21 protein-coding genes, 1 tRNA gene and 1 other RNA gene are annotated in these 22,745 nt (G+C 42.4%); 10 read left to right on the top strand and 13 right to left on the bottom strand.

The window, feature by feature from the left end; genetic code table 11:
* The first annotated feature begins 139 nt into the window (after positions 1-139).
* From ACQY1X_RS23695 to ACQY1X_RS23675, 5 genes are all read left to right on the top strand, one after another.
* Positions 140-835, top strand: coding sequence for an aldehyde oxygenase (deformylating) (locus tag ACQY1X_RS23695; protein WP_430013679.1), 696 nt, complete (start codon positions 140-142; stop codon positions 833-835).
* Between the two features lie 147 nt (positions 836-982).
* The gene (locus ACQY1X_RS23690) at positions 983-2,002 is read left to right on the top strand and encodes a long-chain acyl-[acyl-carrier-protein] reductase (protein WP_002739243.1); all 1,020 of its coding nucleotides are present in this window, start codon (positions 983-985) and stop codon (positions 2,000-2,002) included.
* Between the two features lie 359 nt (positions 2,003-2,361).
* Complete coding sequence (locus tag ACQY1X_RS23685) at positions 2,362-3,498, top strand: DUF58 domain-containing protein (protein WP_430015221.1); 1,137 nt, start codon at positions 2,362-2,364, stop codon at positions 3,496-3,498.
* 86 nt (positions 3,499-3,584) lie between these two features.
* An RNA gene (gene ffs / locus ACQY1X_RS23680) (signal recognition particle sRNA small type) lies at positions 3,585-3,681 on the top strand.
* Between the two features lie 9 nt (positions 3,682-3,690).
* The gene (locus tag ACQY1X_RS23675; protein WP_430013677.1) at positions 3,691-4,962 is read left to right on the top strand and encodes an MFS transporter; all 1,272 of its coding nucleotides are present in this window, start codon (positions 3,691-3,693) and stop codon (positions 4,960-4,962) included.
* A gap of 36 nt (positions 4,963-4,998) precedes the next feature.
* Here ACQY1X_RS23675 and ACQY1X_RS23670 read toward each other — a convergent pair whose 3' ends face one another.
* The 5 genes from ACQY1X_RS23670 to ACQY1X_RS23650 form a co-directional block, all read right to left on the bottom strand.
* Positions 4,999-5,607, bottom strand: coding sequence for a DUF3782 domain-containing protein (locus ACQY1X_RS23670; RefSeq protein WP_002738637.1), 609 nt, complete (start codon positions 5,605-5,607; stop codon positions 4,999-5,001).
* Between the two features lie 112 nt (positions 5,608-5,719).
* Complete coding sequence (locus ACQY1X_RS23665) at positions 5,720-6,349, bottom strand: DUF3782 domain-containing protein (RefSeq protein WP_002739097.1); 630 nt, start codon at positions 6,347-6,349, stop codon at positions 5,720-5,722.
* Between the two features lie 137 nt (positions 6,350-6,486).
* Complete coding sequence (gene purU / locus ACQY1X_RS23660; protein WP_002739233.1) at positions 6,487-7,341, bottom strand: formyltetrahydrofolate deformylase; 855 nt, start codon at positions 7,339-7,341, stop codon at positions 6,487-6,489.
* A 121-nt stretch (positions 7,342-7,462) separates the two neighbouring features.
* The gene (locus ACQY1X_RS23655; RefSeq protein WP_002738718.1) at positions 7,463-8,038 is read right to left on the bottom strand and encodes a (2Fe-2S) ferredoxin domain-containing protein; all 576 of its coding nucleotides are present in this window, start codon (positions 8,036-8,038) and stop codon (positions 7,463-7,465) included.
* Positions 8,039-8,160: 122 nt separating this feature from the next.
* Complete coding sequence (locus ACQY1X_RS23650; protein WP_002738845.1) at positions 8,161-8,325, bottom strand: Asr1405/Asl0597 family protein; 165 nt, start codon at positions 8,323-8,325, stop codon at positions 8,161-8,163.
* A gap of 221 nt (positions 8,326-8,546) precedes the next feature.
* On the opposite strand from ACQY1X_RS23650, the gene ACQY1X_RS23645 reads away from it, so the two are divergent.
* Positions 8,547-9,386, top strand: coding sequence for an ACT domain-containing protein (locus ACQY1X_RS23645; protein ID WP_430015220.1), 840 nt, complete (start codon positions 8,547-8,549; stop codon positions 9,384-9,386).
* 371 nt (positions 9,387-9,757) lie between these two features.
* On the opposite strand, the gene ACQY1X_RS23640 is transcribed toward ACQY1X_RS23645, so the two are convergent.
* The 4 genes from ACQY1X_RS23640 to hisF form a co-directional block, all read right to left on the bottom strand.
* Entirely contained in the window at positions 9,758-10,855 is a 1,098-nt protein-coding gene (locus ACQY1X_RS23640) for an AI-2E family transporter (RefSeq protein ID WP_002778288.1), read from the bottom strand.
* Positions 10,856-10,980: 125 nt separating this feature from the next.
* Positions 10,981-11,053: transfer RNA gene (locus ACQY1X_RS23635), tRNA-Ala, on the bottom strand.
* Between the two features lie 118 nt (positions 11,054-11,171).
* Positions 11,172-11,372 (bottom strand): hypothetical protein, encoded by a 201-nt coding sequence (locus tag ACQY1X_RS23630; RefSeq protein WP_002739008.1) that lies wholly within the window; start codon positions 11,370-11,372, stop codon positions 11,172-11,174.
* Between the two features lie 246 nt (positions 11,373-11,618).
* Positions 11,619-12,383 (bottom strand): imidazole glycerol phosphate synthase subunit HisF, encoded by a 765-nt coding sequence (gene hisF / locus ACQY1X_RS23625; RefSeq protein WP_002738370.1) that lies wholly within the window; start codon positions 12,381-12,383, stop codon positions 11,619-11,621.
* 23 nt (positions 12,384-12,406) lie between these two features.
* Between hisF and ruvB the strand changes: the two genes are divergently transcribed.
* A complete protein-coding gene (gene ruvB / locus ACQY1X_RS23620) occupies positions 12,407-13,483 on the top strand; it encodes a Holliday junction branch migration DNA helicase RuvB (RefSeq protein ID WP_002755367.1) in 1,077 nt (358 codons plus the stop codon).
* Positions 13,484-14,015: 532 nt separating this feature from the next.
* Positions 14,016-14,792 (top strand): RNA polymerase sigma factor SigF, encoded by a 777-nt coding sequence (locus tag ACQY1X_RS23615; protein ID WP_002755365.1) that lies wholly within the window; start codon positions 14,016-14,018, stop codon positions 14,790-14,792.
* Between the two features lie 105 nt (positions 14,793-14,897).
* On the opposite strand, the gene ACQY1X_RS23610 is transcribed toward ACQY1X_RS23615, so the two are convergent.
* Positions 14,898-16,058, bottom strand: a complete 1,161-nt coding sequence (locus ACQY1X_RS23610; protein WP_430015219.1) for an aminotransferase class V-fold PLP-dependent enzyme — start codon at positions 16,056-16,058, stop codon at positions 14,898-14,900.
* A gap of 307 nt (positions 16,059-16,365) precedes the next feature.
* Entirely contained in the window at positions 16,366-17,499 is a 1,134-nt protein-coding gene (locus tag ACQY1X_RS23605) for an RNA polymerase sigma factor, RpoD/SigA family (RefSeq protein WP_002739077.1), read from the bottom strand.
* Between the two features lie 682 nt (positions 17,500-18,181).
* Between ACQY1X_RS23605 and ACQY1X_RS23600 the strand changes: the two genes are divergently transcribed.
* Together ACQY1X_RS23600 and priA are read left to right on the top strand one after the other, a co-directional pair.
* On the top strand, positions 18,182-18,367 hold the full coding sequence (locus tag ACQY1X_RS23600) for a hypothetical protein (protein WP_288124497.1): 186 nt from the start codon (positions 18,182-18,184) through the stop codon (positions 18,365-18,367).
* Between the two features lie 33 nt (positions 18,368-18,400).
* On the top strand, positions 18,401-20,890 hold the full coding sequence (gene priA, locus ACQY1X_RS23595) for a primosomal protein N' (RefSeq protein ID WP_430013675.1): 2,490 nt from the start codon (positions 18,401-18,403) through the stop codon (positions 20,888-20,890).
* Between the two features lie 53 nt (positions 20,891-20,943).
* On the opposite strand, the gene ACQY1X_RS23590 is transcribed toward priA, so the two are convergent.
* Together ACQY1X_RS23590 and ACQY1X_RS23585 are read right to left on the bottom strand one after the other, a co-directional pair.
* Entirely contained in the window at positions 20,944-21,858 is a 915-nt protein-coding gene (locus tag ACQY1X_RS23590) for a DUF4351 domain-containing protein (protein WP_430013674.1), read from the bottom strand.
* Positions 21,855-22,736 carry a DUF4351 domain-containing protein gene (locus ACQY1X_RS23585; RefSeq protein WP_430015218.1) on the bottom strand — a complete coding sequence of 294 codons (882 nt, stop codon included), beginning with the start codon at positions 22,734-22,736 and terminating at the stop codon, positions 21,855-21,857. Before ACQY1X_RS23585 ends, ACQY1X_RS23590 begins: the two co-directional genes overlap by 4 nt.
* Positions 22,737-22,745 lie beyond the last annotated feature (9 nt).

Raw genomic sequence — 22,745 nt, 5'->3', positions numbered from 1 at the left:
AGTCAGCCCCTCAGGCCAAGCTATACAAAAAAGACCGATCGAGCTAGACTCGTAAAAAGATCACTCCATCTAGAAGGCTTACCCTAGACTGGAAAGAACATCGGAAAAATCTCGTCAGAAATAGGAGTCAATCGAGTTTATGCCAGAGCTTGCTGTACCATTAGAGCTTGATTTCACCAGCGAAACCTATAAATCAGCCTACAGTCGCATTAATGCCATCGTTATTGAAGGCGAATACGAGGCCAATAGCAATTATATTCAATTAGCAGACATCCTCACCGATAACAAAGAAGAGTTACACCGTCTGGCAAAAATGGAAAACCGTCACATGAAAGGTTTTCAAGCTTGCGGCCAAAATTTGAAAATCACTCCTGATATGGAGTATGCCAAAGAATTCTTTTCCTCTCTGCACAATAACTTCCAAATTGCCTACGCAGAAGGTAAAATTGTTACCTGTTTATTGATCCAATCTTTGATTATCGAAGCTTTTGCGATCGCTGCCTATAATATTTATATTCCTGTTGCTGATCCTTTTGCCCGTAAAATTACTGAAAGCGTAGTTAAAGACGAATATTTACACCTCAATTTTGGCGAAGAATGGCTAAAAGCGAACTTTGAAACCGCTAAAGAGGAATTAGAAGCTGCAAATCGCGCTAATCTTCCCATTGTCTGGAGAATGCTCAATCAAGTCGAGAATGATGCTCGCGTCCTCGCTATGGAAAAAGAGGCCCTCGTGGAAGACTTTATGATTAGCTACGGGGAAGCGTTAAGCAATATTGGTTTCAGCACCCGTGATATCATGCGGATGTCTGCCTACGGATTAACTGCCGTCTAAAGCTTGAGCATCGAGATTTCTTTTTTTCCCCTGCTGCCGCTCAACACAGAGCGGCTCTTTTGTGTATTATATTTAAGAGTCTTAACGATTTCTTAGCAATATCCTAATTTTTATCTAGTGCCATCTAGTCTAACGAAAGAACAATCAATGTTTGGTCTTATAGGTCATCTTACCAGTTTAGAACACGCCCAATCGGTCGCCGACGATCTAGGTTATCCTGAATATGCTAACCAGGGATTAGATTTTTGGTGCGCTGCCCCCCCGCAAATTGTCGATGATTTTCATGTCACCAGCATCACGGGGCAAACCATCAGAGGAAAATACATCGAATCCTGTTTTTTACCGGAGATGTTGTCGAATCGTTGGGTAAAGTCTGCTATTCGTAAGGTGCTAAATGCCATGGCACTCGCTCAAAAAAGTGATATCAATATCACCGCACTCGGCGGTTTTTCTTCAATTATTTTCGAGGAGTTTAATCTCAAAGATAATCGACAGGTGCGCAATATCGAGCTAGATTTTGGCCGTTTTACCACCGGTAACACCCACACCGCTTACGTCATCTGCACTCAGGTGCAAACCCTCGCTGACAAAATGGGCATCGATTTAGCTCAATCTACCGTCGTGGTTTGTGGGGCCACCGGAGATATCGGCAGCGCCGTTTGTCGTTGGTTAAATGAAAAAACCGATACAAAAGAACTAATATGTGTGGCACGCAATCAAGAGCGTTTACAATCTCTGCAAGAGGAGTTAGGACGCGGTAAAATTCTTCCCCTAGAGGAGGCTTTACCCCTGGCTGATATCATTGTTTGGGTGGCTAGTATGCCTAAAGGGGTGGAAATTGATCCAGATAAACTCAAGCGCCCCTGCATTATTATTGATGGTGGTTATCCGAAAAATTTAGGCACGGTGTTAAATGCCCCCGATGTTTCTGTGATTAAGGGCGGCATTGTCGAGCATTCCCTCGATATTGACTGGAAAATTATGAAAATCGTTAATATGGATATTCCCTCTCGTCAAATGTTTGCCTGTTTTGCTGAGGCGATTTTATTGGAGTTGGAGGGTTGGCAAACTAATTTTTCCTGGGGACGCAATCAAATTACCGTCCCTAAAATGGAACAAATCGGTGCAGCTTCCCGCAAACACGGGTTTCAACCTTTGTTATTTTAACTAATATCTCCAACCCCCCACCGACCACGGAATTAGAAGTTTCAGGCGAAAAATAATTAGAGTAAGTGCTTGACTTTAGCGGCGGCTTGGGTTATGCTTGTTTCATAATGGTATGTTTGTGTTTACTCTTGAGTGCTTAGATTCCAATTATGAATAAACTCTTTTAAAAATATTATCCCAAAATCTGCCGACAAAAGCAAGCAAAATTTTGCCATCAATTGTTAAGTTTTGTTAAGAAAAATAACAATAGTGACAAGGGATAGGACTCCCTTCGCTGATCAGAGGGCTTTTGGGGTAATTCTAGAAGTGTGGGTCTGATTTTTAGCCTTCCAGCAAAGACGACAAAACGACTAAACCCTATGAAAACTTGGTTAGAAGATCGCGGTATTTTACCCGCTTACGGTGGTGGGGTAATCATTGGCATTACCCTCTGTTTTTTCGGAGCGGCGACCAATACCATGGCGGGATGGTTGTATGCTATCTCTGGCACGACAATCGCCATTTTAATTTTATCGATAATTTTACCCCGTCGTTCCCTTCTTCCCCTGAAAGTGCGTCGTCTTGCCATTGTACCCGTAAGTGCGGGAGACGATCTTAGTATTAGCCTAGAGATAGAAAATACTAGCAATCAGCCGATAAATCTGTTAGAAGTGACAGATATCCTGCCTATAGTTCTCGATCAGCCAAAAATAACCCCAATAGAAACGATTGCCCCCAAAAGTTGCCATCGTTGGACCTATTATTTACCCACCAGTAAACGGGGTATTTATCACTGGCAAGAAGTACAATTAAGAACAGCAGCCCCTCTCGGTTTATTTTGGTGTCGTCGTTGTCATCAAGCAGCGGCTAAAGCTTTAGTTTATCCCCAAATTTTACCCTTACAACAATGTCCCCTAATCGATTCCCTCGGTCAAGAGATGGCACAAAAATTAGAAAATAATCGCTATTATCAAAGGGCTAGTCAAGGACTTACGCGTAACCTGAGACAATATCGCCAGGGTGATTCTACCCGTTTAATTCACTGGAAAACTAGCGCCCGTTTGGGAGAATTTCAAATTCGGGAATTAGAAGTGTTAACGGGAGGACAGGAAGTGATTATCTGTCTCGATACCCTCTGTGATTGGCAAGAAGACAGTTTTGAACGGGCGATTATTGCCGCTGCTTCCCTCTATTTTTATGCCCATCGTCGGCAATTAAATGTGAAACTCTGGACCGGTGAAACGGGTTTAATTCAGGGGGAGAGGATCATTTTAGAAACTTTAGCCAGTATAGAGGCAAAAGCTAGTCAAAAAAACGCTAATCTGCCTAATTTACCGCTAATTTGGTTGACAAGTAACTTCAATTCCATTGAACAACTCACCCCCGGCAGCCGTTGGTTATTTTTCCTCGCTGCCGATTCTAGGGAGAGTCCTTCACCCTTGATCCGACAGTTTAGCGGATTGGCGATCGAACCAGAAATTTCTCTACAACAACAATTGCAAAAACCCCCTCGTTGAGAAAATTTCTGTTCCCAGTCTAGATTGAGAGGAAATTCTCTGGAAAAAAATGCCAGTATCCCGGAAAAAGATGTTATGATAGAAAAGACTCGGACTCATGCGATCGCAACGCCTTAACCTTGTCAGGACCGGAAGGTAGCAGCAATACGGGATGCTTGTGACTGGCGTGATCTCCGGGTCTTTTTGTTGCCCGTGACGGTCGCTGTTGTGAACGCTTTCAAAACTTTTCGATCGCTTACTGGCGAAACTCGTCGTCAACTACTGATTCTCTTCGTCACGGCGCTGTTTTTCTGGATAAGTATCACCACTCTTGTCCCCACTCTCCCCATCTATATTGATTCCCTAGGCGGTAGCAAACAAGATATCGGTTTTGTCATGGGGGCCTTTGCCATCGGTTTAATTTTATCGCGCAGTTGGTTAGGCAATCTAGTCGATCGCCGCAGTCGCAAATTAGTGGTTTTATTTGGAACTATTGTCGCCGCTACCGCACCCCTCGGTTATCTATTTTTTCGCGATCTTTCCTCTTTATTCGCCGTCCGCGCCTACCATGGCCTCAGTATTGCCGCTTTTACCACTGGTTACAGCACCCTAGTGGTGGATTTTTCCCCCGTTCGTCAACGGGGGGAGATAATTGGTTATATGAGCCTAACTGCACTCCTAGGCATGGGAATAGGTCCGGCTTTAGGCAGTTATCTCTACGAATCGATCGGTTATGACGGTTTATTTCTAGTTTCTGCCACTTCAGGAGCGATCGCATTTCTCTTGGGTTTCTCCATTCAAGAACCGGACTTCAAGAAAAAATTAGCGGAAATGAAGGCAGAAAATCGGACAATTGAGCGCAGTTTTTGGGCATTATGTCAAGAGCGGGCTTTTTTAGTCCCTACCTTAGTTTTTCTACTGGTTGGTACTTTATTCGGTGGTTTAGTCGCTTTTTTACCCCTGTTTCTCCTCGAAAATCAGATACCTTTTAGTCCTGGTCTATTCTACAGTTGTGCGGCAGTATCGGGCGTAATCGGGCGGATTTTGTCGGGAGGAGCCAGCGATCGCTATGGACGGGGTTTATTCATCACTATTAGCGTTTTTTGCTATGGTTTATCCATGTTGGTTCTATCTTCTGCTCGATCTCCTTCCGCTTTAATTTTAGCCGCTATTCTCGAAGGTACGGGAGGGGGGATTTTATTCCCTATGTTACTGGCTTTAATCTCCGATCGCTCTAGGCCCCAAGAACGCGGCCGGGCCTATTCTATCTGTATCGGCGGTTTTGATGTGGGAACGGCCTTAGCAGGTCCAATTCTGGGGGTTTTAGCAATTTCCTACGAAACTATGTTTAGTTTATCGTCAGGATTGGCTGTTATCGCTCTCTTTCTCTTTTTTACTCTTTCTAACCCCACTATAAGCCATTCTTTTCTCTTCGCTTTCGGTTTAGAAAAAGATCGTTATGCTCTGCGCGGACAATTACAATAAAGCTTACTGAAAAAGTTTTTCCTAGAGCAGGGTTATTTAATAGGTTTGAGGTGAAAAATTATCGGGAATATCTAATTCAAATACTTGGTCATGAATCCGAGCCACATAAAGCCCTTCTTGCAAAATTTTTTCGCGTAATTCCGGGGATAAATCAACCGCTGCTAATATGCCATAGAGTTTTTTATCCTTGTGTTCAGGAAAAAAGCTGCGAAACCGTTGCAAAATACTTTTTAATTGAGTAATATCTTCCTGTCTAACATGACTTTTAACCTCAACGATATAGGCAATATTTAGCTCACCATTGCTATAGGCAAGAACATCAATTTCTAGGTGTTGTCCTTCTTTACTGACTCGGACACTGGGACTGATAACCTCCATACCAAATTGTTGTCCGAGAATCGTTTCCATTGAAGGAAGGGCAAGTCCTTCGGTAAAGCTGCCGAATTTTGCACCGAGTCCCCCAATTTGTTTGCCCAGTTCTTTGAGTTGTTTGTCAGTTTCTTTCTGTTGTTGGGCGTTTTCCTTCTGTTGTTGACTAACTTCCTTAAGTTGTCGGTCAGTTTCCTTGAGTTGTCGGTCAGTTTCTTTTTGAGCGGCAGTTAATTCGGCTAAGAGTCGCCATACGTCTTCGGATGTAGTTGCCATGATGATTTTTTCTCTCTGATTTGGTCTATTACTATTTTACTAAATTTTGCCGATTCATGAAGAAGAGAGTGTTTCTGCCTTTGGGGAAGATATAGCGATCACATCGAAATTTTTAATAGGTTTGAGGCTGAAAATTATCGGGAATATCTAATTCAAATACTTGGTCATGAATCCGAGCCACATAAAGCCCTTCTTGCAGAATTTTTTCGCGTAATTCTGGGGATAAATCAACCGCCGCTAATATGCCATAGAGTTTTTTATCCTTGTGTTCAGGAAAAAAGCGGCGAAACCGTTGCAAAATACTTTTTAATTGAGTAATATCTTCCTGTCTAACATGACTTTTAACCTCAACGATATAGGCAGTATTTAGCTCACCATTGGTATAGGCAAGAACATCAATTTCTAGGTGTTGTCCTTCTTTACTGACTCGCACACTGGGACTGATAACCTCCATACCAAATTGTTGTCCGAGAATCGTTTCCATTGAAGGAAGGGCAAGTCCTTCGGTAAAGCTGCCGAATTTTGCACCGAGTCCCCCAATTTGTTTGCCCAGTTCTTTGAGTTGTTTGTCAGTTTCTTTCTGTTGTTGGGCGTTTTCCTTCTGTTGTTGGGCGTTTTCCTTCAATAGTAGTTCAGTCTCCTTCTGTTGTTGACTGACTTCCTTGAGTTGTTTATCAGTTTCTTTTTGAGCGGCAGTTAATTCGGCTAAGAGTCGCCATACGTCTTCGGATGTGGTTGCCATAAATAATTGTTTCCTTCCGATCTAGTCTATTGTTATTTTAGTCAATCGCGCCGATACTTCCTAATTTTTAACCTTCCATGCTCTCTTTTTTGTCAAGTACATCTTATACCATTTTAGATGAGCTTACCCTAGCAACCTTAAGCGAATACTACCGTGCGATTAGCGTAAACTAAAACGCGATTTTGCAAGTGTAAACGTACCGCTCGCGCTAACACCACCCTTTCTAAATCCTTACCTTGACGAATGAAATCTCCTACGGTATCGCGATGACTAACTCTGACCACATCCTGCTCGATAATTGGCCCCTGATCGAGATCGGCAGTGATATAATGGGCCGTGGCTCCAATAATTTTTACCCCTCGAGCGTAGGCCCGTTGATAGGGATTAGCTCCCGCAAAAGCCGGTAAAAAAGAATGATGAATGTTGATAATATTGGGAAAAAAGTTAATAAAATCTGGGGTGAGAACCTGCATATATTTAGCTAAAATCCCTAAATTTATCCGGTATTCCCGCAGTAACTCTAATTGTCTGGCTTCCTGTTCAATCTTGGTTTCGGCGGTAATAGGAAGATGATAAAAATCAATACCAAATTGATTGGCAACTGAGTGTAATTCTCGATGATTGCTAATAATTAAAGGAATTTCTGCCCTAATTTCTCCCGCCTGTTGTCGCCATAATAAATCGAGGAGACAATGATCCTGTTTTGTCACCCAAATAGCTAGACGCGGGACAGTATCGGAAAAATGTAGAGACCAACTAGCCTGCAAAGGTTTGGCAATAGCGGCGAAAGCTGGTTCGATCATCCCACGGGGTAAATTAAACCCCTCTAATTGCCATTCTATCCGCATCAGGAACAATCCTGCCGAAAAATCCGTGTGTTGGTCGGCGTGGATAATATTGCCGCCATTAGCGTAGATAAAATTAGCGATTTTCGCCACCAGACCAATCTGGTCGGGACAAGAAATTAACAAGGTTGCAGTGGTACCAGTCATAAATTATCGGCGGCAAGAATTGACTTTTTCTACCCCTAATTTATTACAATTTTAGGCACTTCGTCCCTTTGATACACAAAAAAGATCGTTTGTCAACAGCGATCGCCGATTAAATTTCTAGTTAAACTGATACAGTATTCTCTTGCTCAGAAGTGGCAAAATGCCGCTCGATTAGGGAGGGGACATCTTGGGGAGCTACCTGATTATAATGCTTTTTATCGGGCATAACCACCAGATTCGGGCCTTTTTTGCACTGTTTTAAACAGCCGGTTAATTTAATATTCACCGCTTCTCCCAGTCCTTTTTCCTCTAAACTACTCTCTAACCTTTGGCAGACTCTCGCACCGCCATTTTTCCAACAATCGGACTTCTGACAGATTAAAACGGTGGCTTTTTTCGCTTTTGCCGGGGTGACTTCTGGGGTTTTTTCGCCGGATAAATGCTCAATCCCTAGTACCCTCAGTTTTAATTTTCCCTTTTTTGAACAAAGACTACTTTCTCCCGTCACTTTTAGCCATGAGTGGAGAGCAATATTGAGAGGTATGTGGTCTCGCAGTGTTTTTTCGGGCTTAAACCAATATTCCCGTTTATCAACACTGATTCTCAGGTATTTTACCTTATATCCGTCCTTGAGGACAAAACCGAGGAATTGACCGACCACTTGAAAGGGAATCATGGTAGTTGCAGATTTTGACATACTTTCTCACTTTTTACTCTTAGATTGCTAATTTTTCTCAAGGATTATGCTTGCCAACAGGTTTCCAGCCAAGGGATTAAACAGCCTCGGGAGGCCTCCACCTGTCGCAGGACAATCCACAGCTATAAAAGTTGAGCGGAGGCATCAATGCGAACCGGCAAAAGCTGATGGAGCGAGCATTGACATTCAATGTTTAGGGCTTGCATCTGGTGGTAAACCTGCCAGGGATCCCAAGCACTAAGATTGAAGATTTTCTCACCTTTCGATGGCCATTTGTCTATACTCATGGGGCTTTTAATTGAGAACTATTAGCAATATAACTCTAGGCTGATGTTCTCAGTATAACCAACAACTGCAAATTATTATCAATAACTTGCAGAAAAAAAGTTATCCGGTAGCGGCGATCGGCTAAAATTTTGCTTGTCCGCTTTGCCGATCCCGGAATCGCTACCGCCTACAATTGTCAAAGGGATAAAAATGGAGATACCAAGATTTATTGACGAAAATTATGGATAAAAAAGCTCAAAAAACCGATAATTCAGCAGTTCTCTATTTTGATGGTGGTTCTCGCGGCAATCCGGGGAGAGCAGCCGGTGCAGCGGTAATAGTTTTAGCCGAGGGTAATTCCTTGACTACGAGTAGATATATGGAGATAGCCACTAATAACGAGGCTGAATACACAGGATTGATTATTGGATTGGAAAAAGCCCAAGAATTAGGCTTAAAAAGCCTAGAAATTCGGGGAGACAGTCAATTAGTCATCAATCAAGTTAAGGGAGACTGGAAGGTAAAAAGCGATAGTTTACGTCCCTTTTATCAGCGTGCTTGTCAATTAGTCACCCAATTTGATCGCATTAGCTGGCGCTGGATTGAACGAGCTAAAAATAGTGTGGCTGACGCTGCCGCTAATCAGTGTATGGATGCGGCGAAAAAATCGCCAGAAAAACCCGAGGAAGGCGAAACTAACCTTGATATTCTGCTCCAATCCCTGAAACCAATCCTAAATACTGAAGAATTCGTTTTCTCTTCCCTCACAGCAACCGGACTGGAACAGCTACAATTAACCCCTATCTGCCAATTTCGGGAAGAGGAAGGAATAACGGTGATTATTCCCCGTCAGCAAGCCGATTGCATGAGATTACAGTACAAATATATTTATAGACAAATTACTCTTTCTGTGCATTCTAGTTTAGCGGCGGTGGGATTTTTAGCGGTGATTAGTGAGAAACTGTCCGAAGCGGCAATTAGCGTCAATGTCATTTCTGGTTATTATCACGATCATTTATTTATCCCTAGGGATAGGGTGACAGAAGCGATGGCTATTCTCGAAGAAATTAGCCGCTCATAACGGTTATCAGTTATCAGTTATCAGTTATCAGGTGTGGCTCTCTTATTCTTTGTGTGATCTCGCGTAGCGAGCGCGTTGCGACCAGTTTAACTTACTATAGAAGCGATCAATTTTTGTGTCCTCTGTGTCTGGAGTGGTTCCTTCCACTCCCTCGCCGGCAAGACTGTATCTTAGAATACATTTTACCCACCAAACCTAAGAGAGCCCAGATGTGAGTTTTCAATTCACTGATACTAAATCTGGTTATTAAAAACTGATTATTTATTCTCCCCTTTGCATGAGTGCCTCTCCTCATAACTAGCCTATACTCAACGGATTTAGTATGATTACTGATTACTGTTTACTGTTCAGTGAAAAAACAGGATTTATTATTATTTGCTCTCCTCCGAGGAATTTTTCACCGTTTCTTCTAGGATAACTACCGGTTCTTTTTCCCGCTGCTGTGAGCGGATGATATCGATGGTACTTTTCAGCACACTAGCGATGGGAACTGCTATCAATAAACCGAGAATTCCTGCCACTTTGCCACCGATAAAAAGAGATAGAATAATCCAGACGGGATTAAGTCCTATCATACCTCCCATTAGCCGAGGGGCGATGACATTATCATTAATTTGACCGACAATAATAGTCAGGGTCAAAACTTTTAACCCTAACCAAAAATCTTGAAACATTAGTAGGGTACTAATGCCAATAATGGTAAAGGCACTGGCAAAAGGAATTAATGTAGTTAGACCGATCGCCACCCCGAATAATAGGGCATAATCGACCTTGAGAATGACAAAAACAAAAATTTGAGCCAGGCTGAGAATTCCCGCTAAAATGGTTTGACCAGCAAAATAGGTTTCAAAAGTTTGACGAATAATAGTTCTTAATTTGAGATTCCAGGGAGCAGGAATCCAGCTTAAAATTCCCTCCCAAATTTGTTCGCCATAGAGAACCAGAAAGACAGTTAGAACCAGAACAAAGAGAATGTTTAGGATACTGTTGATAGTTCCCAGCACAAAGCTTAGTAATTGAGTGCTAAGAGTTTGTAAAACATTGGTTAGTCGTTCCGATAACTGGGTGATTGATTGCTCGATATAAATCGCATATTTCTGAGTTTTATCCCACTTTTCTAAATTTTGTATCTGTTCGGTTCCCGACTCGATCCACTGGGGCAAACTATTGATTAAACTGCTTAATTGTTCGACAATCTGGGGAATTAAAATTAAACCTAAAACGCTCAAAATTAATAGGGCAATTAAAAAGACAATAGCGATCGAACCACTGCGATTAACCCCGCGTCTTTGCAGTAGTTTGATGGGAACATCTAAGACAAAAGCTAGTAAACTAGCAGTGACAAAAATACTGACTAAGGGTTCTAGATAGCTAAATAATTGGAATAATAACCAACCATTGAGAAATAAAAGCGGAAAAACCAGACTTAGCCGCAACCAACGAGGTAGTTGCTTAAAAAGCTCTATCATTAATTTTGTCCTGAGAGAGTATCGAGGTAAAAAGAGACTTTTCCAACCAGAAATCCTCTTTCAATCTACCATCTCCTCGCCACTTTTCTAGCTCCAGTAACCCTGAAACTCTTATCTTAACTGTATGGAGCTAAGCGGATTCGAACCGCTGACCCCCTCAATGCCATTGAGGTGCTCTACCAACTGAGCTATAACCCCGCGAAGACCATTTTTGAATATAGCTTAAATAGAATTACTTTGTCAAGGGGTGACGAGAAAAAAATTTGTCCCTCACAATGCGATCGCTCATCGACAATGGTAAAACAATCGCCCCCATTTAGACAGGAGCCGAAATTTGGGTTAAATAGGTTAAACAGTGGCCCATGAGGAAATAAACTACTAACATAGCCGCTGCCGCTGCTGCCACCAAGGTTCCCGCCAGGATCAAGGAAAACTCTTGCCTGTCGAACGCTTGCTGCATCAGATGCAATGACCAAGCCACAAGACCGAGGTCAAAGATGAGAATCGGAACTAACATATTTTAAATTTTGTTAACTTTCCTCTATTCTAATACATAATTTTCTGGAGGGATGATCGGAGGGAAGTTAAAAATAGGGATTTTTTGCTGGTTGCTCGATCGCGGCTGTCAGCCGTCAGCCATTAGCTTTCAGTAATAGGTCTAAATTTTGCTCTTCTTGGTTTGCAGCCTGAAAAAATCCTTTTCCCGAAAAAGCGACTCAATCACCAGATTAAGTTCTGTAAATCTTGCTCTCATTTTCCCTAGCTAACGCACGGGGACTTGGTGATTTTGCAGATAATTTTTGACCTCAGCGATAGTTAATTGACCATAATGGAGCAAAGAAGCCAATAAAGCCGCTTCTGCTCGGCCTTCCGTCAATGCTTCGTAGATATGCTGACAATTACCCGCTCCTCCAGAGGCAATCACAGGAATCTCCACCCTTTCTGCGATCGCTTTTGTCAAGGACAGATCGTAACCCGCTTGCGTGCCGTCAGCATCCATACTGGTAACTAACAACTCACCCGCCCCGCGTTTTTCCACTTCTTTGGCCCATAATAAAGCATCAATACCCGTATTTTCCCGTCCACCCCGAACATAAACCTCCCAACCGGGGTTATGCACATCCTTGCGTCGTCTAGCATCGATCGCCACCACAATACACTGTTTACCAAAGCGATCGCTGGCTCGATCGAGCAATTCCGGCTCGCGCACGGCAGCCGAGTTAATGCTGACTTTATCGGCCCCGGCTCTTAACAAATTTTTAATATTTTCTAAGGATTGGATGCCACCCCCCACGGTCAGAGGAATAAAAACCTGTTCCGCTGTGCGATAGACTACATCAATAATCGTGTCGCGATCTTCATGGGTAGCAGTAATATCAAGAAAAACCAACTCATCAGCCCCTGCCTGATTATACAAGCGAGCTAACTCCACGGGGTCGCCAGCATCCTGAAGATTGACAAAATTAACCCCTTTAACTACCCGACCTTTATTGACATCCAAACAAGGCAAAATCCGCTTCGCTAACATATCCTAGACTCTTGATTGTAACAATGGCCATCAAACGATCGCACAATTCCCCCCCGGCAGCCGAGGAAAATCTGCTCACTCCCAATCCCACTATAGAAGAAACGGAAAAAGCAGAAGCGCAGATTCGTCCACAATCCCTAGAGGATTATATCGGTCAACAGGACTTAAAGGCTAATCTAAAAGTCACCATCGCCGCGGCCAAAGCTAGACAAGAAGCGATCGATCATTTGCTCTTCTACGGACCGCCGGGGTTAGGCAAAACCACCATGGCTTTAATTTTAGCGGCTGAGATGGGAGTAAATTGCCGCATTACTGCCGCCCCCGCTTTAGAGCGTCCCCGGGACATTACCGGCATCCTGATCAATCTTCAACCCCGGGATATTCTTTTTATCGACGAAATTCATCGACTGAATCGGGTGACGGAGGAGTTATTATACCCAGCTATGGAGGATTATCGCCTAGATGTGACGATTGGTAAGGGTCAAGCAGCGAAAATTCGCAGTATTTCCCTGCCTCCCTTTACTTTAATCGGTGCTACTACCAAAGTTGGCTCTTTAACTGCGCCTTTACGCGATCGTTTTGGCATGATTCAACGTCTGCGTTTCTATACGGTCGAGGAATTGACAGCAATTATGCTCAGAAGTGCCACTATTTTTAATATTCCCATGACTGAAGCAGGTGCGATCGAAATTTCCCGTCGCAGTCGGGGAACTCCACGCATTGCCAATCGTTTATTAAAACGGGTGCGCGACTATGTGCAGGTGAAGGGAGAAACTATTATCACCCCCCAGTTAGCCGCTGAGGGATTAAATCAATTAAATGTGGATTCTATGGGTTTAGATTGGACCGATCGATTAGTATTAAAGACGATGATCGAACAGTTTCAAGGCAAACCCGTGGGATTGGAAGCGGTAGCGGCAGCCACGGGAGAAGATGCCAAGACGATTGAGGAGGTGTATGAGCCTTATTTATTACAAATAGGTTATCTTCATCGGACTCCCCGGGGCCGCGTAGTGACAGCGGCTGCCTACGAACATTTAGGTTTACTGGCGAAATTGCCGAAAAATAAGGATCGGAGTTTACCTTTGTTCGAGTTCTAGTTTTCTAGATAGGGTTGGCTGAATAAATCTAAAAACCTTGTTGGATTAAGACTTTTCGGGGGTAAAATTCACGGTTCTTCCGAACTTACACTGTAGAAAATTCCTCAAGCTCACTCTCTGCACAGCAATGCTCTAAAGTTGATAAATATCAATTTAACAAAAACTCAAAGCCTTAGTGTACAAGCTTTACAATCATAAGTTGTTGATAGTTTTACATAACAGGTTCGGTAGAGCCAAATTCACACCCCACTTCCCCACTTCCCCACTTCCCCACACCCCACACCCTGCCTCTAGGAACAACTTTTTCAGCCAACCCTAATTACCAGCGTTTTAGCTCACTTGTGTCTTTAAATACTGCCTTGACTGCTTGAAATCACACAAGCCTTTATGTAAAGACCGTACGATCAAGATTGTAGTAAGTTACATTGTTGCCATTGCTTGCCGCTTCCAATCTAGACTGTATTGGGATTTGTCAGAGCTATGCAATAGTGAGCTTTTATAGTCAATGATTTTTTAAGTCTGTTAACGTCCTATGTCTGGCCTAAATAAAGAAAATCTTAAACTAGAAACTCTTACCCTGTTTCAAAAATACCAAAAAACAGGGGATAATAAGTTTCGGGATCAAATTATCCGGTTAAACCTAGGATTAGTCAGAAGGGAAGCTCATCATTGGGTCAATCAATGCCATGAAAATTACGAAGATTTAGTGCAGGTTGGCTGTATGGGACTAATTCGGGCGATCAAACGTTTTGACAGCAGCAAAGGTCATGCTTTTAGTTCCTTCGCTATTCCCTATATTCGTGGCGAGATTCAACACTATCTGCGCGATAAAGGTTACACAGTTCGCATTCCTCGTCGTTGGTTAGATTTAGGCAGACAAGCGACAAATATGCGTCGCGATTTCCAAACTATCCACAATCGTCAACCCAATGATACGGAAATCTCCCTCGCTTTAAATATTTCGATCGAAGAATGGCAAGAGGTAAAACTGGCTTTCCAAAACCGTGAACCTCTTAGTCTCGATGCGACGGTTAATAACGATGAAGATAATAACACCTGTTTAAAAGACATCGTTCCCGATCCCGGTTATCGCAGCTTTCAACTTTGTCAAGAGGATCGCATTCGTTTACAACAGGCACTGGCTCAATTAGAAGAGAAAACCCGTTATATTCTCGAATTTGTCTTCCTTAAAGATCTTACTCAACGGGAAACCGCCGAACAATTAGGCATTAGTATTGTTACCGTCTCCCGTCGGGTGAAAAAAGGTTTAGAAATGCTCAAGGAAACCATGCTCCAAGAGGCATTTTAGCCCAATTATCGGTTCTCATAGCAAGTCCGTTATTAACTCCCAATTCAACTTTAAAAACTCAGTTATGGATTTTTTTCCCCTGCTCCGATGCTCCTCTCTCCCAGCTTATCTTGACTCCAATAGCAAGTAATTTAAAACCCCGGCTAAATATTCATACTGCTCGATCGAATTATAGTAGTGAGCAGAAATCCTCACAATTAATGATGCTTCTCCCCAGGGAATTATCGGCACTTCAATCTGATATTTTTCCCACAGTTGTCTGGATAAATCTTCTGCTATCCAAGCATAACTAGGAATTAGAATTGAGGACATCGATCCGATCATTGATTCTGGACAGGGATAATTGACCTGCAAGGCATGACAAAGCAAATTTCTGGCTTTTAAAACCAAATTATGATTCCTCGCCATCAGACCCAGTAAACCATCAATAGAGAGAGAATTTAAAAACTCGATCGCTTTTGGCACTGATAAATAAGCGCTGGGATCATCGGTTCCCATCCAAGCAAATTCTAACTGAAAACGGGAACGATCTTGTCGAGGAGAATTAGCCCCATGGCTAATAGTTAAAGGTCGAATTATTGCCTGTTTATCCCCGCGCACATAGAGAAAAGCAGCCCCCTTGGGACTACATAACCACTTATGACAATTAGCAGTATAATAGGTGGGATTAATTGCCCCGATATTAAGGGGTAAAAAACCTAAAGCATGAGCGCCATCGATGAGAGTATCAATACCCCGATTATTTAATTCTTGCACAATTTCTGCGATTGGCCAAATTAAGGCCGTGGGACTGGTGACATGATCTAAAACTACTAATTTTGTCCGAGGAGAAACAGATGCTAAAATTGCTTGACTAATTTCTAAAGGAGACTGTACAGGAAAGGGAATTTTAGCGATAATTACCTTTAAACCCCATCTTTTAGCTATATGTTTAACTGCATTAGCACAAGCATTATAGGTCTGATCGGTGATCAGAATTTCCTCATTTTCCTGAAAAGTTAAGGAATTTAACACCGCATTCACTGCTGTGGTTGCATTGGGAACAAAGACTAAATCATCGCTATTTACTCCCACTAAATCCGCTAATTTTTGCCTAGAAATATCTAATAAACCCTCTAATTCTCTCCCCAAAAATGCTAAGGGTTGCCTTTCCATTCGTTCCCGCAATTGTTGCTGATAATCCAAGACTATTCTAGGGGTTGCACCATAGGAACCATGGTTGAGAAAATAAATATTATCGGGAATTAACCAAGAGTTTTTAGACATATTGAATTAGTTTGATTTTATTGAGAACTAGAAAAAATAGCTGAAAAATTGCCTATTATATTCAGCTTTTAACTAGCTAGTATATTTATGATCGACAATTTCAGTGACAAAAGTTTCTCCATCCATGAGAGGATGATTTTCTGGAGATTGATATTTTCCCGTTTTCACTTTCTGTTGGAGATGTCGGTTCATAGGTATTATGACTATCTACTGAGAAAATCAGCTTGATCTTAATTTTAAGCTAAATATCGACAAAAAAAGCTCTCCAAGAAAAAGGAGAGAGAAGAGAACGAGTTAGAAAAAGTTATTAATGTAACCATCCTTTCAGACGACGTGCGACTTGAGGACGACGTAATTTTCGCATCGCTTTAGTTTGAATTTGACGTACTCGTTCGCGAGATAAATTGAACATTCCCCCCACTTCCTCTAGGGTATAGGGTTGACTGGTAGCTAAACCATAACGGAGGGAGATAACATCTTTTTCCCGTTCGGTGAGAACATCACTTAAAACTGCGAAAATTTCTTGACGCATCATCATCTCATTCATTTTATCTTCGGGAAGTTGTAGATCATCATCTTCCAAAAGATCCACTAATTCCGTATCTTCTCCCTTCCCTACACGATGATTTAAAGAGAGAGATTGACGACGCAATTGTAATAATTGCCGCAATTGTTCGGGAGTTATTTCTAACGCTTCCGCGAGTTCCCGTTCATTGGGATTGCGCTGTAAATCTTGCTTGAGAATGCGCTGCGCTTTTTTGAGTTTATTGAGTTTTTCGACAATGTGAATCGGTAAACGAATTGTTCGCGCATCGTTAGCAATGGTGCGGGTGATTGCTTGTCGAATCCACCAATAAGCATAGGTAGAGAATTTATAACCTTTATTAGGATCGAATTTTTCGGCCGCACGGTTGAGTCCGATCGCACCTTCTTGAATTAAATCTAAGAAAGGAACCCCGCGATTTAAATAGCGTTTAGCGATAGAAACCACCAAGCGCAAATTAGAACGAATCATCTTCCGTTTAGCTGTTCGTCCGCGATAAAGACGGTTTTCCAGTTGACGTTCATTATCTAATTCTAAAGCGATCGCCCATTCTGTTTTCGTCGGGGGACGATGTAAATTTTCTTGCAGTTTTTGGCGTACTTCTTCCGCTTCCATGAGAAACTTAACCGAGTAGGCTAATTCAATTTCTTCTTCCGCACTAAGCAGGGGATAACGAGCCATTTCTTTAAAAAATGCGCCAACAGTATCTTCATTGCTGCCTTTATCGTATCCCGTTCCACTACTCCCACGAGTGTTTTTTAGGGTTTCCGGTAAAGATTCAGTCATATCCTCGTCAGTTCTTTCATTAAAATCCACGCTGTCCAGTTCTAAAGGATTTGTCTCCAGGGCAATGATTTGATTAAAATTATCATCAGCGGCTAGTTTAGAGATTTTCATAAGCAGTTATGGATGGAGTGGGGTTATAATAGGGGGGAAAAACTTAGTTTCTCCCAATGGGCTGATTGTTACATTGAATTTTCGGGGAGCAGATTTTTTAAACGTTTTCTTAATTAATGGCGGCCATTTCTGGGATATAATTAGGCGCTTCTGTGTGGATTGTTACAAATCGCTCAACCAGATAATCAGATTTTCTGGTGAATAGGGGAGACTTTCAGGGTTTCCACTTATACACTCTAACTAAGGTTTTTAGTATTTGACTAGGTAAAGATCACGCTTCTTAACAATCAAGATAGCAGTCAGCTTTTTATGACTATTCTTTGCTTTTTTTATTGAGAACTATTCTCAAGTTTTGACTAACTATGCTTTAATTCAATAGCTAATAGTCAATGATTATCATTAACTTTATCAATGCTTAAGGGTGGCCAAAAATTATTTTGGGGAGACTTCACTAGCTAAAAATCAAAATTTGTGGACAAAAAAGCAATATTTAAACTGTTTTTAGAGAAAATTAGCTATTTTTATTCCCCTCAAGCTTTAAACTATAATTTAAATACCCCATTCGCCCCACTTGCCACTTGCCACTGATAACTGAATTTGTGGACAAAAAAGCAATATTTAAACTGTTTTTAGAGAAAATTAGCTATTTTTATTCCCCTCAAGCGGCTCTTCTAGGTTCTGTGTGATAAGTTTAACTTACATAGGATCGATCGATCTTTGTGTCCTTTGTGTCTTTGTGGTTCGTTCCACCCCCTCACTAGGAGGAATGTATCTTAGAATACATTTTACCCACCAAACCTGGGAGAGCCCTCAAGCTTTAAACTATAATTTAAATACCTCATTCTCCCCACTTGCCACTTGCCACTGATAACTGATAACTGATAACTGATAACTGATAACCATGCTCGATCGCCATGCTACTCTAGCTGTAGCGGAACCTCGCACACCTTACCAATTAACCACAACTAGACAACCGTGGTTAGAAGTTTTGGTCGATCGGCCTTATCCTAGAGATAGTCAAGAGGATCAGCAAATATTAACCTATAGTATTCCCCCGGATTTAACGGTAGAAATTGGCGATATTTTAAGCGTTCCCTTCGGTTCTCAGGTAATTGGGGGAATTGCTCTTAGATTTCTCGAAAATTTGCCCGCAGGACTGGAAGAAAATCAAATTCGTCCCGTGGAAGATGTGATAGCTAAGGGGTTTTTTCCCGATAATTATTGGCAGTTATTGACGAAAATCGCCCAATACTACGCAACAGATTTAATCACCGTTGTTCGCGTCGCTTTACCTACGGGTTTACTGCGAAGTTCCCAACGTCGCATCAGATTAAAACCAGCAGCGATTCCCCCCGGTGCCGAAGTTTTTTGTACTCCCCTCTCCCGTCAGATTTTATCCCTGCTCAAAAATCAAAAAGAAGGCGATTATTCGGCGAAATACCTGCAAGAAAAAGTAAAAAATGCCAATTACGGTATCCGAGACTTAGTTAAGCGCGGTTGGGTAGAAAGTTATCTAGAAGCACCCAAAAGTACCAATATTAAACAAAAAAAAGCCATTACCCTGCTAATAACCGACTTTCCTAGGGATTTAACCGAAAATCAGCGCAAAATTCTCGAAATTTTACGCCACCAGGGAGGAGAAATGTGGCTGCCAGAATTGGTAAAACTTGCGGGGACAAAACATTTTAAACCGCTCATTGACAAGGGTTATGTGGTGATTGAGGATCGAGAATTTCTGCGCTTATCCTCGGCGATTATGAGCAGGGATCAACCAAAAACACTCACTTCTAGTCAAAAACAAGCTTTAGAAGCCATTCAAACCCTAAAAGGTGGTGAAAGCGCTCTCTTACATGGAGTGACGGGATCGGGTAAAACAGAAGTCTATCTACAGGCGATCGCACCTGTCCTAGCAGCGGGTAAATCTGCCTTGGTTTTAGTCCCCGAAATTGGATTAACACCGCAACTAACCGATCGCTTTGTGGCCCGTTTTGGCGATCGAGTCTATGTTTATCATAGCGCCCTCTCGGAAGGAGAAAGATACGATACCTGGCGACAGATGTTGACAGGAACCCCGCAAGTTATTATCGGGACGAGATCGGCGATTTTTGCTCCTTTACCCCATCTAGGCATGATTATCCTCGATGAAGAACACGATAGCAGCTTTAAACAAAGTCAATTACTTCCCACCTATCACGCGCGTACCGTGGCTAAATGGCGATCTCAATTAAACCATTGTCGCGTAATTTTAGGCTCGGCCACGCCATCCCTAGAAACATGGCTAGAATCCCAAGCTAATCCCCGTCTTTACCTATCTTTGCCCGATCGCATCCAAAATCGCCCCTTACCGCGGGTGGAAATCGTCGATATGCGACGGGAATTGCAGCGAGGCAATCGTTCCCTCTTTAGTCAATCCCTGCGTTCATCTCTGGAAACCCTGCGCGACAAGGGAGAACAGGCAATTTTATTCGTCAGCCGCCGGGGACATAGTACCTTTGTATCTTGTCGAAGTTGCGGTTATGTGCTGGAGTGTCCCCACTGTGATGTCTCTCTCTCCTACCATCACACCGAACCGGGAGCGCAAGAATTACTCCGCTGTCACTACTGCAACTATGGTCGCATCCATCCGAAACAATGTCCTGAATGCGGTTCTCCCTATCTAAAATTTTTCGGTACTGGCACTCAGCGAGTCACCCAAGAATTAAGCAAAGAATTTCCTGATTTGCGCTGCTTGCGTTTTGATAGTGATACCACCCGCAACAAAAATGCTCCCCGGGAACTATTAAAACTATTTACTGATGGTGAATTCGATGTCTTAGTCGGAACCCAAATGCTCACCAAAGGATTAGATATAGAGCGAGTTACCCTAGTAGGAGTAATGGCAGCCGATGGTTTACTTTATCACTCCGATTATCGCTCCTCCGAACGCGCTTTTCAAACCCTCACCCAAGTAGCAGGGAGAGCAGGAAGGGGAGAAACAGAAGGAAAGGTAATTATCCAAACCTATACCCCCGAACATCCCGTGATTAGAGCAGTGCAAACCCACGATTATGAGGGTTTTGTCGAGACGGAATTAATGCAGAGAGAGGGTTTAAATTATCCTCCCTACGGCAGTTTAGTCTTAATTCGCTTTAGTGGTTTAGATGGGGAAGCAGTGCAGAAAAGTGCTGAAAATGTCGCAGAGGAATGTGTTAATAATTTCGGTTCCGATTGGGATATTTTGGGACCTGCACCCGCAACAATTATGCGCGTGGCTAACCGTTATCGCTGGCAAATTCTGTTAAAATTATCGGGAGAAAAGGCTGATATCGGTCGTCTTTTTCTTCCCCTAAAAAGCTTAGTTTTACCCAAGGTAAGTATGGCGATCGATGTGGACCCCTTGACGATAGAATAATCAGGGATGGATAATGCGCTCGCAACGCGCTCGCTACGCGAGATCGCTATTGTTCACGGGTGCAACCAGTTATCTAAATCCGTCAAAGTGTTAAAGTCTAATAAGGCGAGTCCTAAGTCTTCTAATTGCTCCACAGGAAGGTTACGGATGGTTTCCTCAAGATTTTGCGGTATTTCACCGAAACGTCGCTGAAGAAGTCTAATAACAAGATTGGCCTCTTGAATTCTACCCTGTTCAAGACCCTGCTGTACACCTTGTTGAATACCTTGCTGAACCGCTCGTTCCCTATCCTGTTGGTAAAGTGGAGCTAAACGCATAATAAACTCCCTATCCTCCTGTGTTTTTTTCGATAACGCTTCTAAATTTCTACTCAAATTATACAATAAGTTTAAGGAAGCCGATTTTAGGGGATTATTCGGTGATAATCTGGTTAATTCATCGATAGCTCTCTCTCTTGTTCCTCCTCTACCCAATAATCTTAACCATAATGTCTCTGGGATTGCGGGTAACTGATGAATGACGACAATCGCTGTACCGAAACCCTCCGGGAGAAAATAAACCCCTTCTCCCCAATTGGGTTGTAATTGAGCCGTAAACAGGGATAAAATGCGCTCACTAGCTGTGGGAGTGAGAATCCATAACCTAGGTATCTCCTCCTCTGATATTCTCTGTTTATTTCTCTTTGCTTCTCTGTGGAAGATTTCACGGATAGCAAAGCGCTTGGACAGACAATCATTGATACCATCAAGGGTAATCCCATTGCGATAGGGTTCCAATAAACAGGGATTTTGGCATAATTTGCCTAATAATCCTAGCTGAGAGGGAATTTCAGAGATATTAGGACTAAAATACACATCAATTTCTTTAATTTCTGAGGTGACTTCTTTGCTGACAACTACTGTACCGTAGGGAGAAAGAAGGGTTTCTAGGAAGTCTTTGCTAAATTTATCCCAAATAAAGCGAGTCACGGGTGCAACCAGTTATCTAAATCCGTCAAAGTGTTAAAGTCTAATAAAGCGAGTCCTAAGTCTTCTAACCGCTCCACAGGAAGTTTACGGATGATTTCTTCTAGATTCTGGGGTATTTCACCGAAACGTCGCTGAAGAAGTCTAATAACCAACTTTAATGCTTCCTGCTGTACCCCTTCTTGAACCGCTCGTTCCCTATCCTGTTGGTAAAGTGGAGCTAAACGCATAATAAACTCCCTATCCTCCTGTGTTTTTTTCGATAACGCTTCTAAATTTCTACTCAAATTATACAATAAGTTTAAGGAAGCCGATTTTATGGGATTATTCGGTGATAATCTGGTTAATTCATCGATAGCTCTCTCTCTTGTTCCTCCTCTACCCAATAATCTTAACCATAATGTCTCTGGGATTGCGGGTAACTGATGAATGACGACAATCGCTGTACCGAAACCCTCCGGGAGAAAATAAACCCCTTCTCCCCAATTGGGTTGTAATTGAGCCGTAAACAGGGATAAAATGCGCTCACTAGCTGTGGGAGTGAGAATCCATAACTTAGGTATCTCCCCCTCTGATATTCTCTGTTTATTTCTCTTTGCTTCTCTCTGGAAGATTTCACGGATAGCAAAGCGCTTGGACAGACAATCATTGATACCATCAAGGGTAATCCCATTGCGATAGGGTTCCAATAAACAGGGATTTTGGCATAATTTGCCTAATAGTCCTAACTGAGAGGGAATTTCAGAGATATTAGGATTAAAATACACATCAATTTCTTTAATTTCTGAGGTGACTTCTTTGCTGACAACTACTGTACCGTAGGGAGAAAGAAGGGTTTCTAAGAAGTCTTTGCTAAATTTATCCCAAATAAAGCGAGTCATTTCAGTTAC

Source organism: Microcystis protocystis FBCC-A270, assembly GCF_050500235.1.
Taxonomy (GTDB): Bacteria; Cyanobacteriota; Cyanobacteriia; order Cyanobacteriales; family Microcystaceae; genus Microcystis; species Microcystis ichthyoblabe_A.
The sequence above is the reverse complement of the archived record's forward strand: the minus strand, read 5'-3'. Positions and strand labels throughout refer to the sequence as shown.

Bases quoted from the DNA above. Each gene is read 5' to 3' on its own strand.
- ACQY1X_RS23695 (WP_430013679.1), top strand. From the start codon at position 140: ATGCCAGAGCTTGCTGTACCATTAGAGCTTGATTTCACCAGCGAAACC.
- ACQY1X_RS23610 (WP_430015219.1), bottom strand. From the start codon at position 16,058: ATGTCTAAAAACTCTTGGTTAATTCCCGATAATATTTATTTTCTCAAC.
- ACQY1X_RS23630 (WP_002739008.1), bottom strand. From the start codon at position 11,372: ATGTTAGTTCCGATTCTCATCTTTGACCTCGGTCTTGTGGCTTGGTCA.
- priA (WP_430013675.1), top strand. From the start codon at position 18,401: ATGCTCGATCGCCATGCTACTCTAGCTGTAGCGGAACCTCGCACACCT.
- ACQY1X_RS23645 (WP_430015220.1), top strand. From the start codon at position 8,547: ATGGATAAAAAAGCTCAAAAAACCGATAATTCAGCAGTTCTCTATTTT.
- ACQY1X_RS23665 (WP_002739097.1), bottom strand. From the start codon at position 6,349: ATGGCAACCACATCCGAAGACGTATGGCGACTCTTAGCCGAATTAACT.
- ACQY1X_RS23605 (WP_002739077.1), bottom strand. From the start codon at position 17,499: ATGAAAATCTCTAAACTAGCCGCTGATGATAATTTTAATCAAATCATT.
- ACQY1X_RS23690 (WP_002739243.1), top strand. From the start codon at position 983: ATGTTTGGTCTTATAGGTCATCTTACCAGTTTAGAACACGCCCAATCG.
- ACQY1X_RS23655 (WP_002738718.1), bottom strand. From the start codon at position 8,038: ATGTCAAAATCTGCAACTACCATGATTCCCTTTCAAGTGGTCGGTCAA.
- ACQY1X_RS23615 (WP_002755365.1), top strand. From the start codon at position 14,016: ATGTCTGGCCTAAATAAAGAAAATCTTAAACTAGAAACTCTTACCCTG.
- purU (WP_002739233.1), bottom strand. From the start codon at position 7,341: ATGACTGGTACCACTGCAACCTTGTTAATTTCTTGTCCCGACCAGATT.
- ACQY1X_RS23685 (WP_430015221.1), top strand. From the start codon at position 2,362: ATGAAAACTTGGTTAGAAGATCGCGGTATTTTACCCGCTTACGGTGGT.
- hisF (WP_002738370.1), bottom strand. From the start codon at position 12,383: ATGTTAGCGAAGCGGATTTTGCCTTGTTTGGATGTCAATAAAGGTCGG.
- ACQY1X_RS23670 (WP_002738637.1), bottom strand. From the start codon at position 5,607: ATGGCAACTACATCCGAAGACGTATGGCGACTCTTAGCCGAATTAACT.
- ACQY1X_RS23640 (WP_002778288.1), bottom strand. From the start codon at position 10,855: ATGATAGAGCTTTTTAAGCAACTACCTCGTTGGTTGCGGCTAAGTCTG.
- ruvB (WP_002755367.1), top strand. From the start codon at position 12,407: ATGGCCATCAAACGATCGCACAATTCCCCCCCGGCAGCCGAGGAAAAT.
- ACQY1X_RS23585 (WP_430015218.1), bottom strand. From the start codon at position 22,736: ATGACTCGCTTTATTTGGGATAAATTTAGCAAAGACTTCTTAGAAACC.
- ACQY1X_RS23650 (WP_002738845.1), bottom strand. From the start codon at position 8,325: ATGAGTATAGACAAATGGCCATCGAAAGGTGAGAAAATCTTCAATCTT.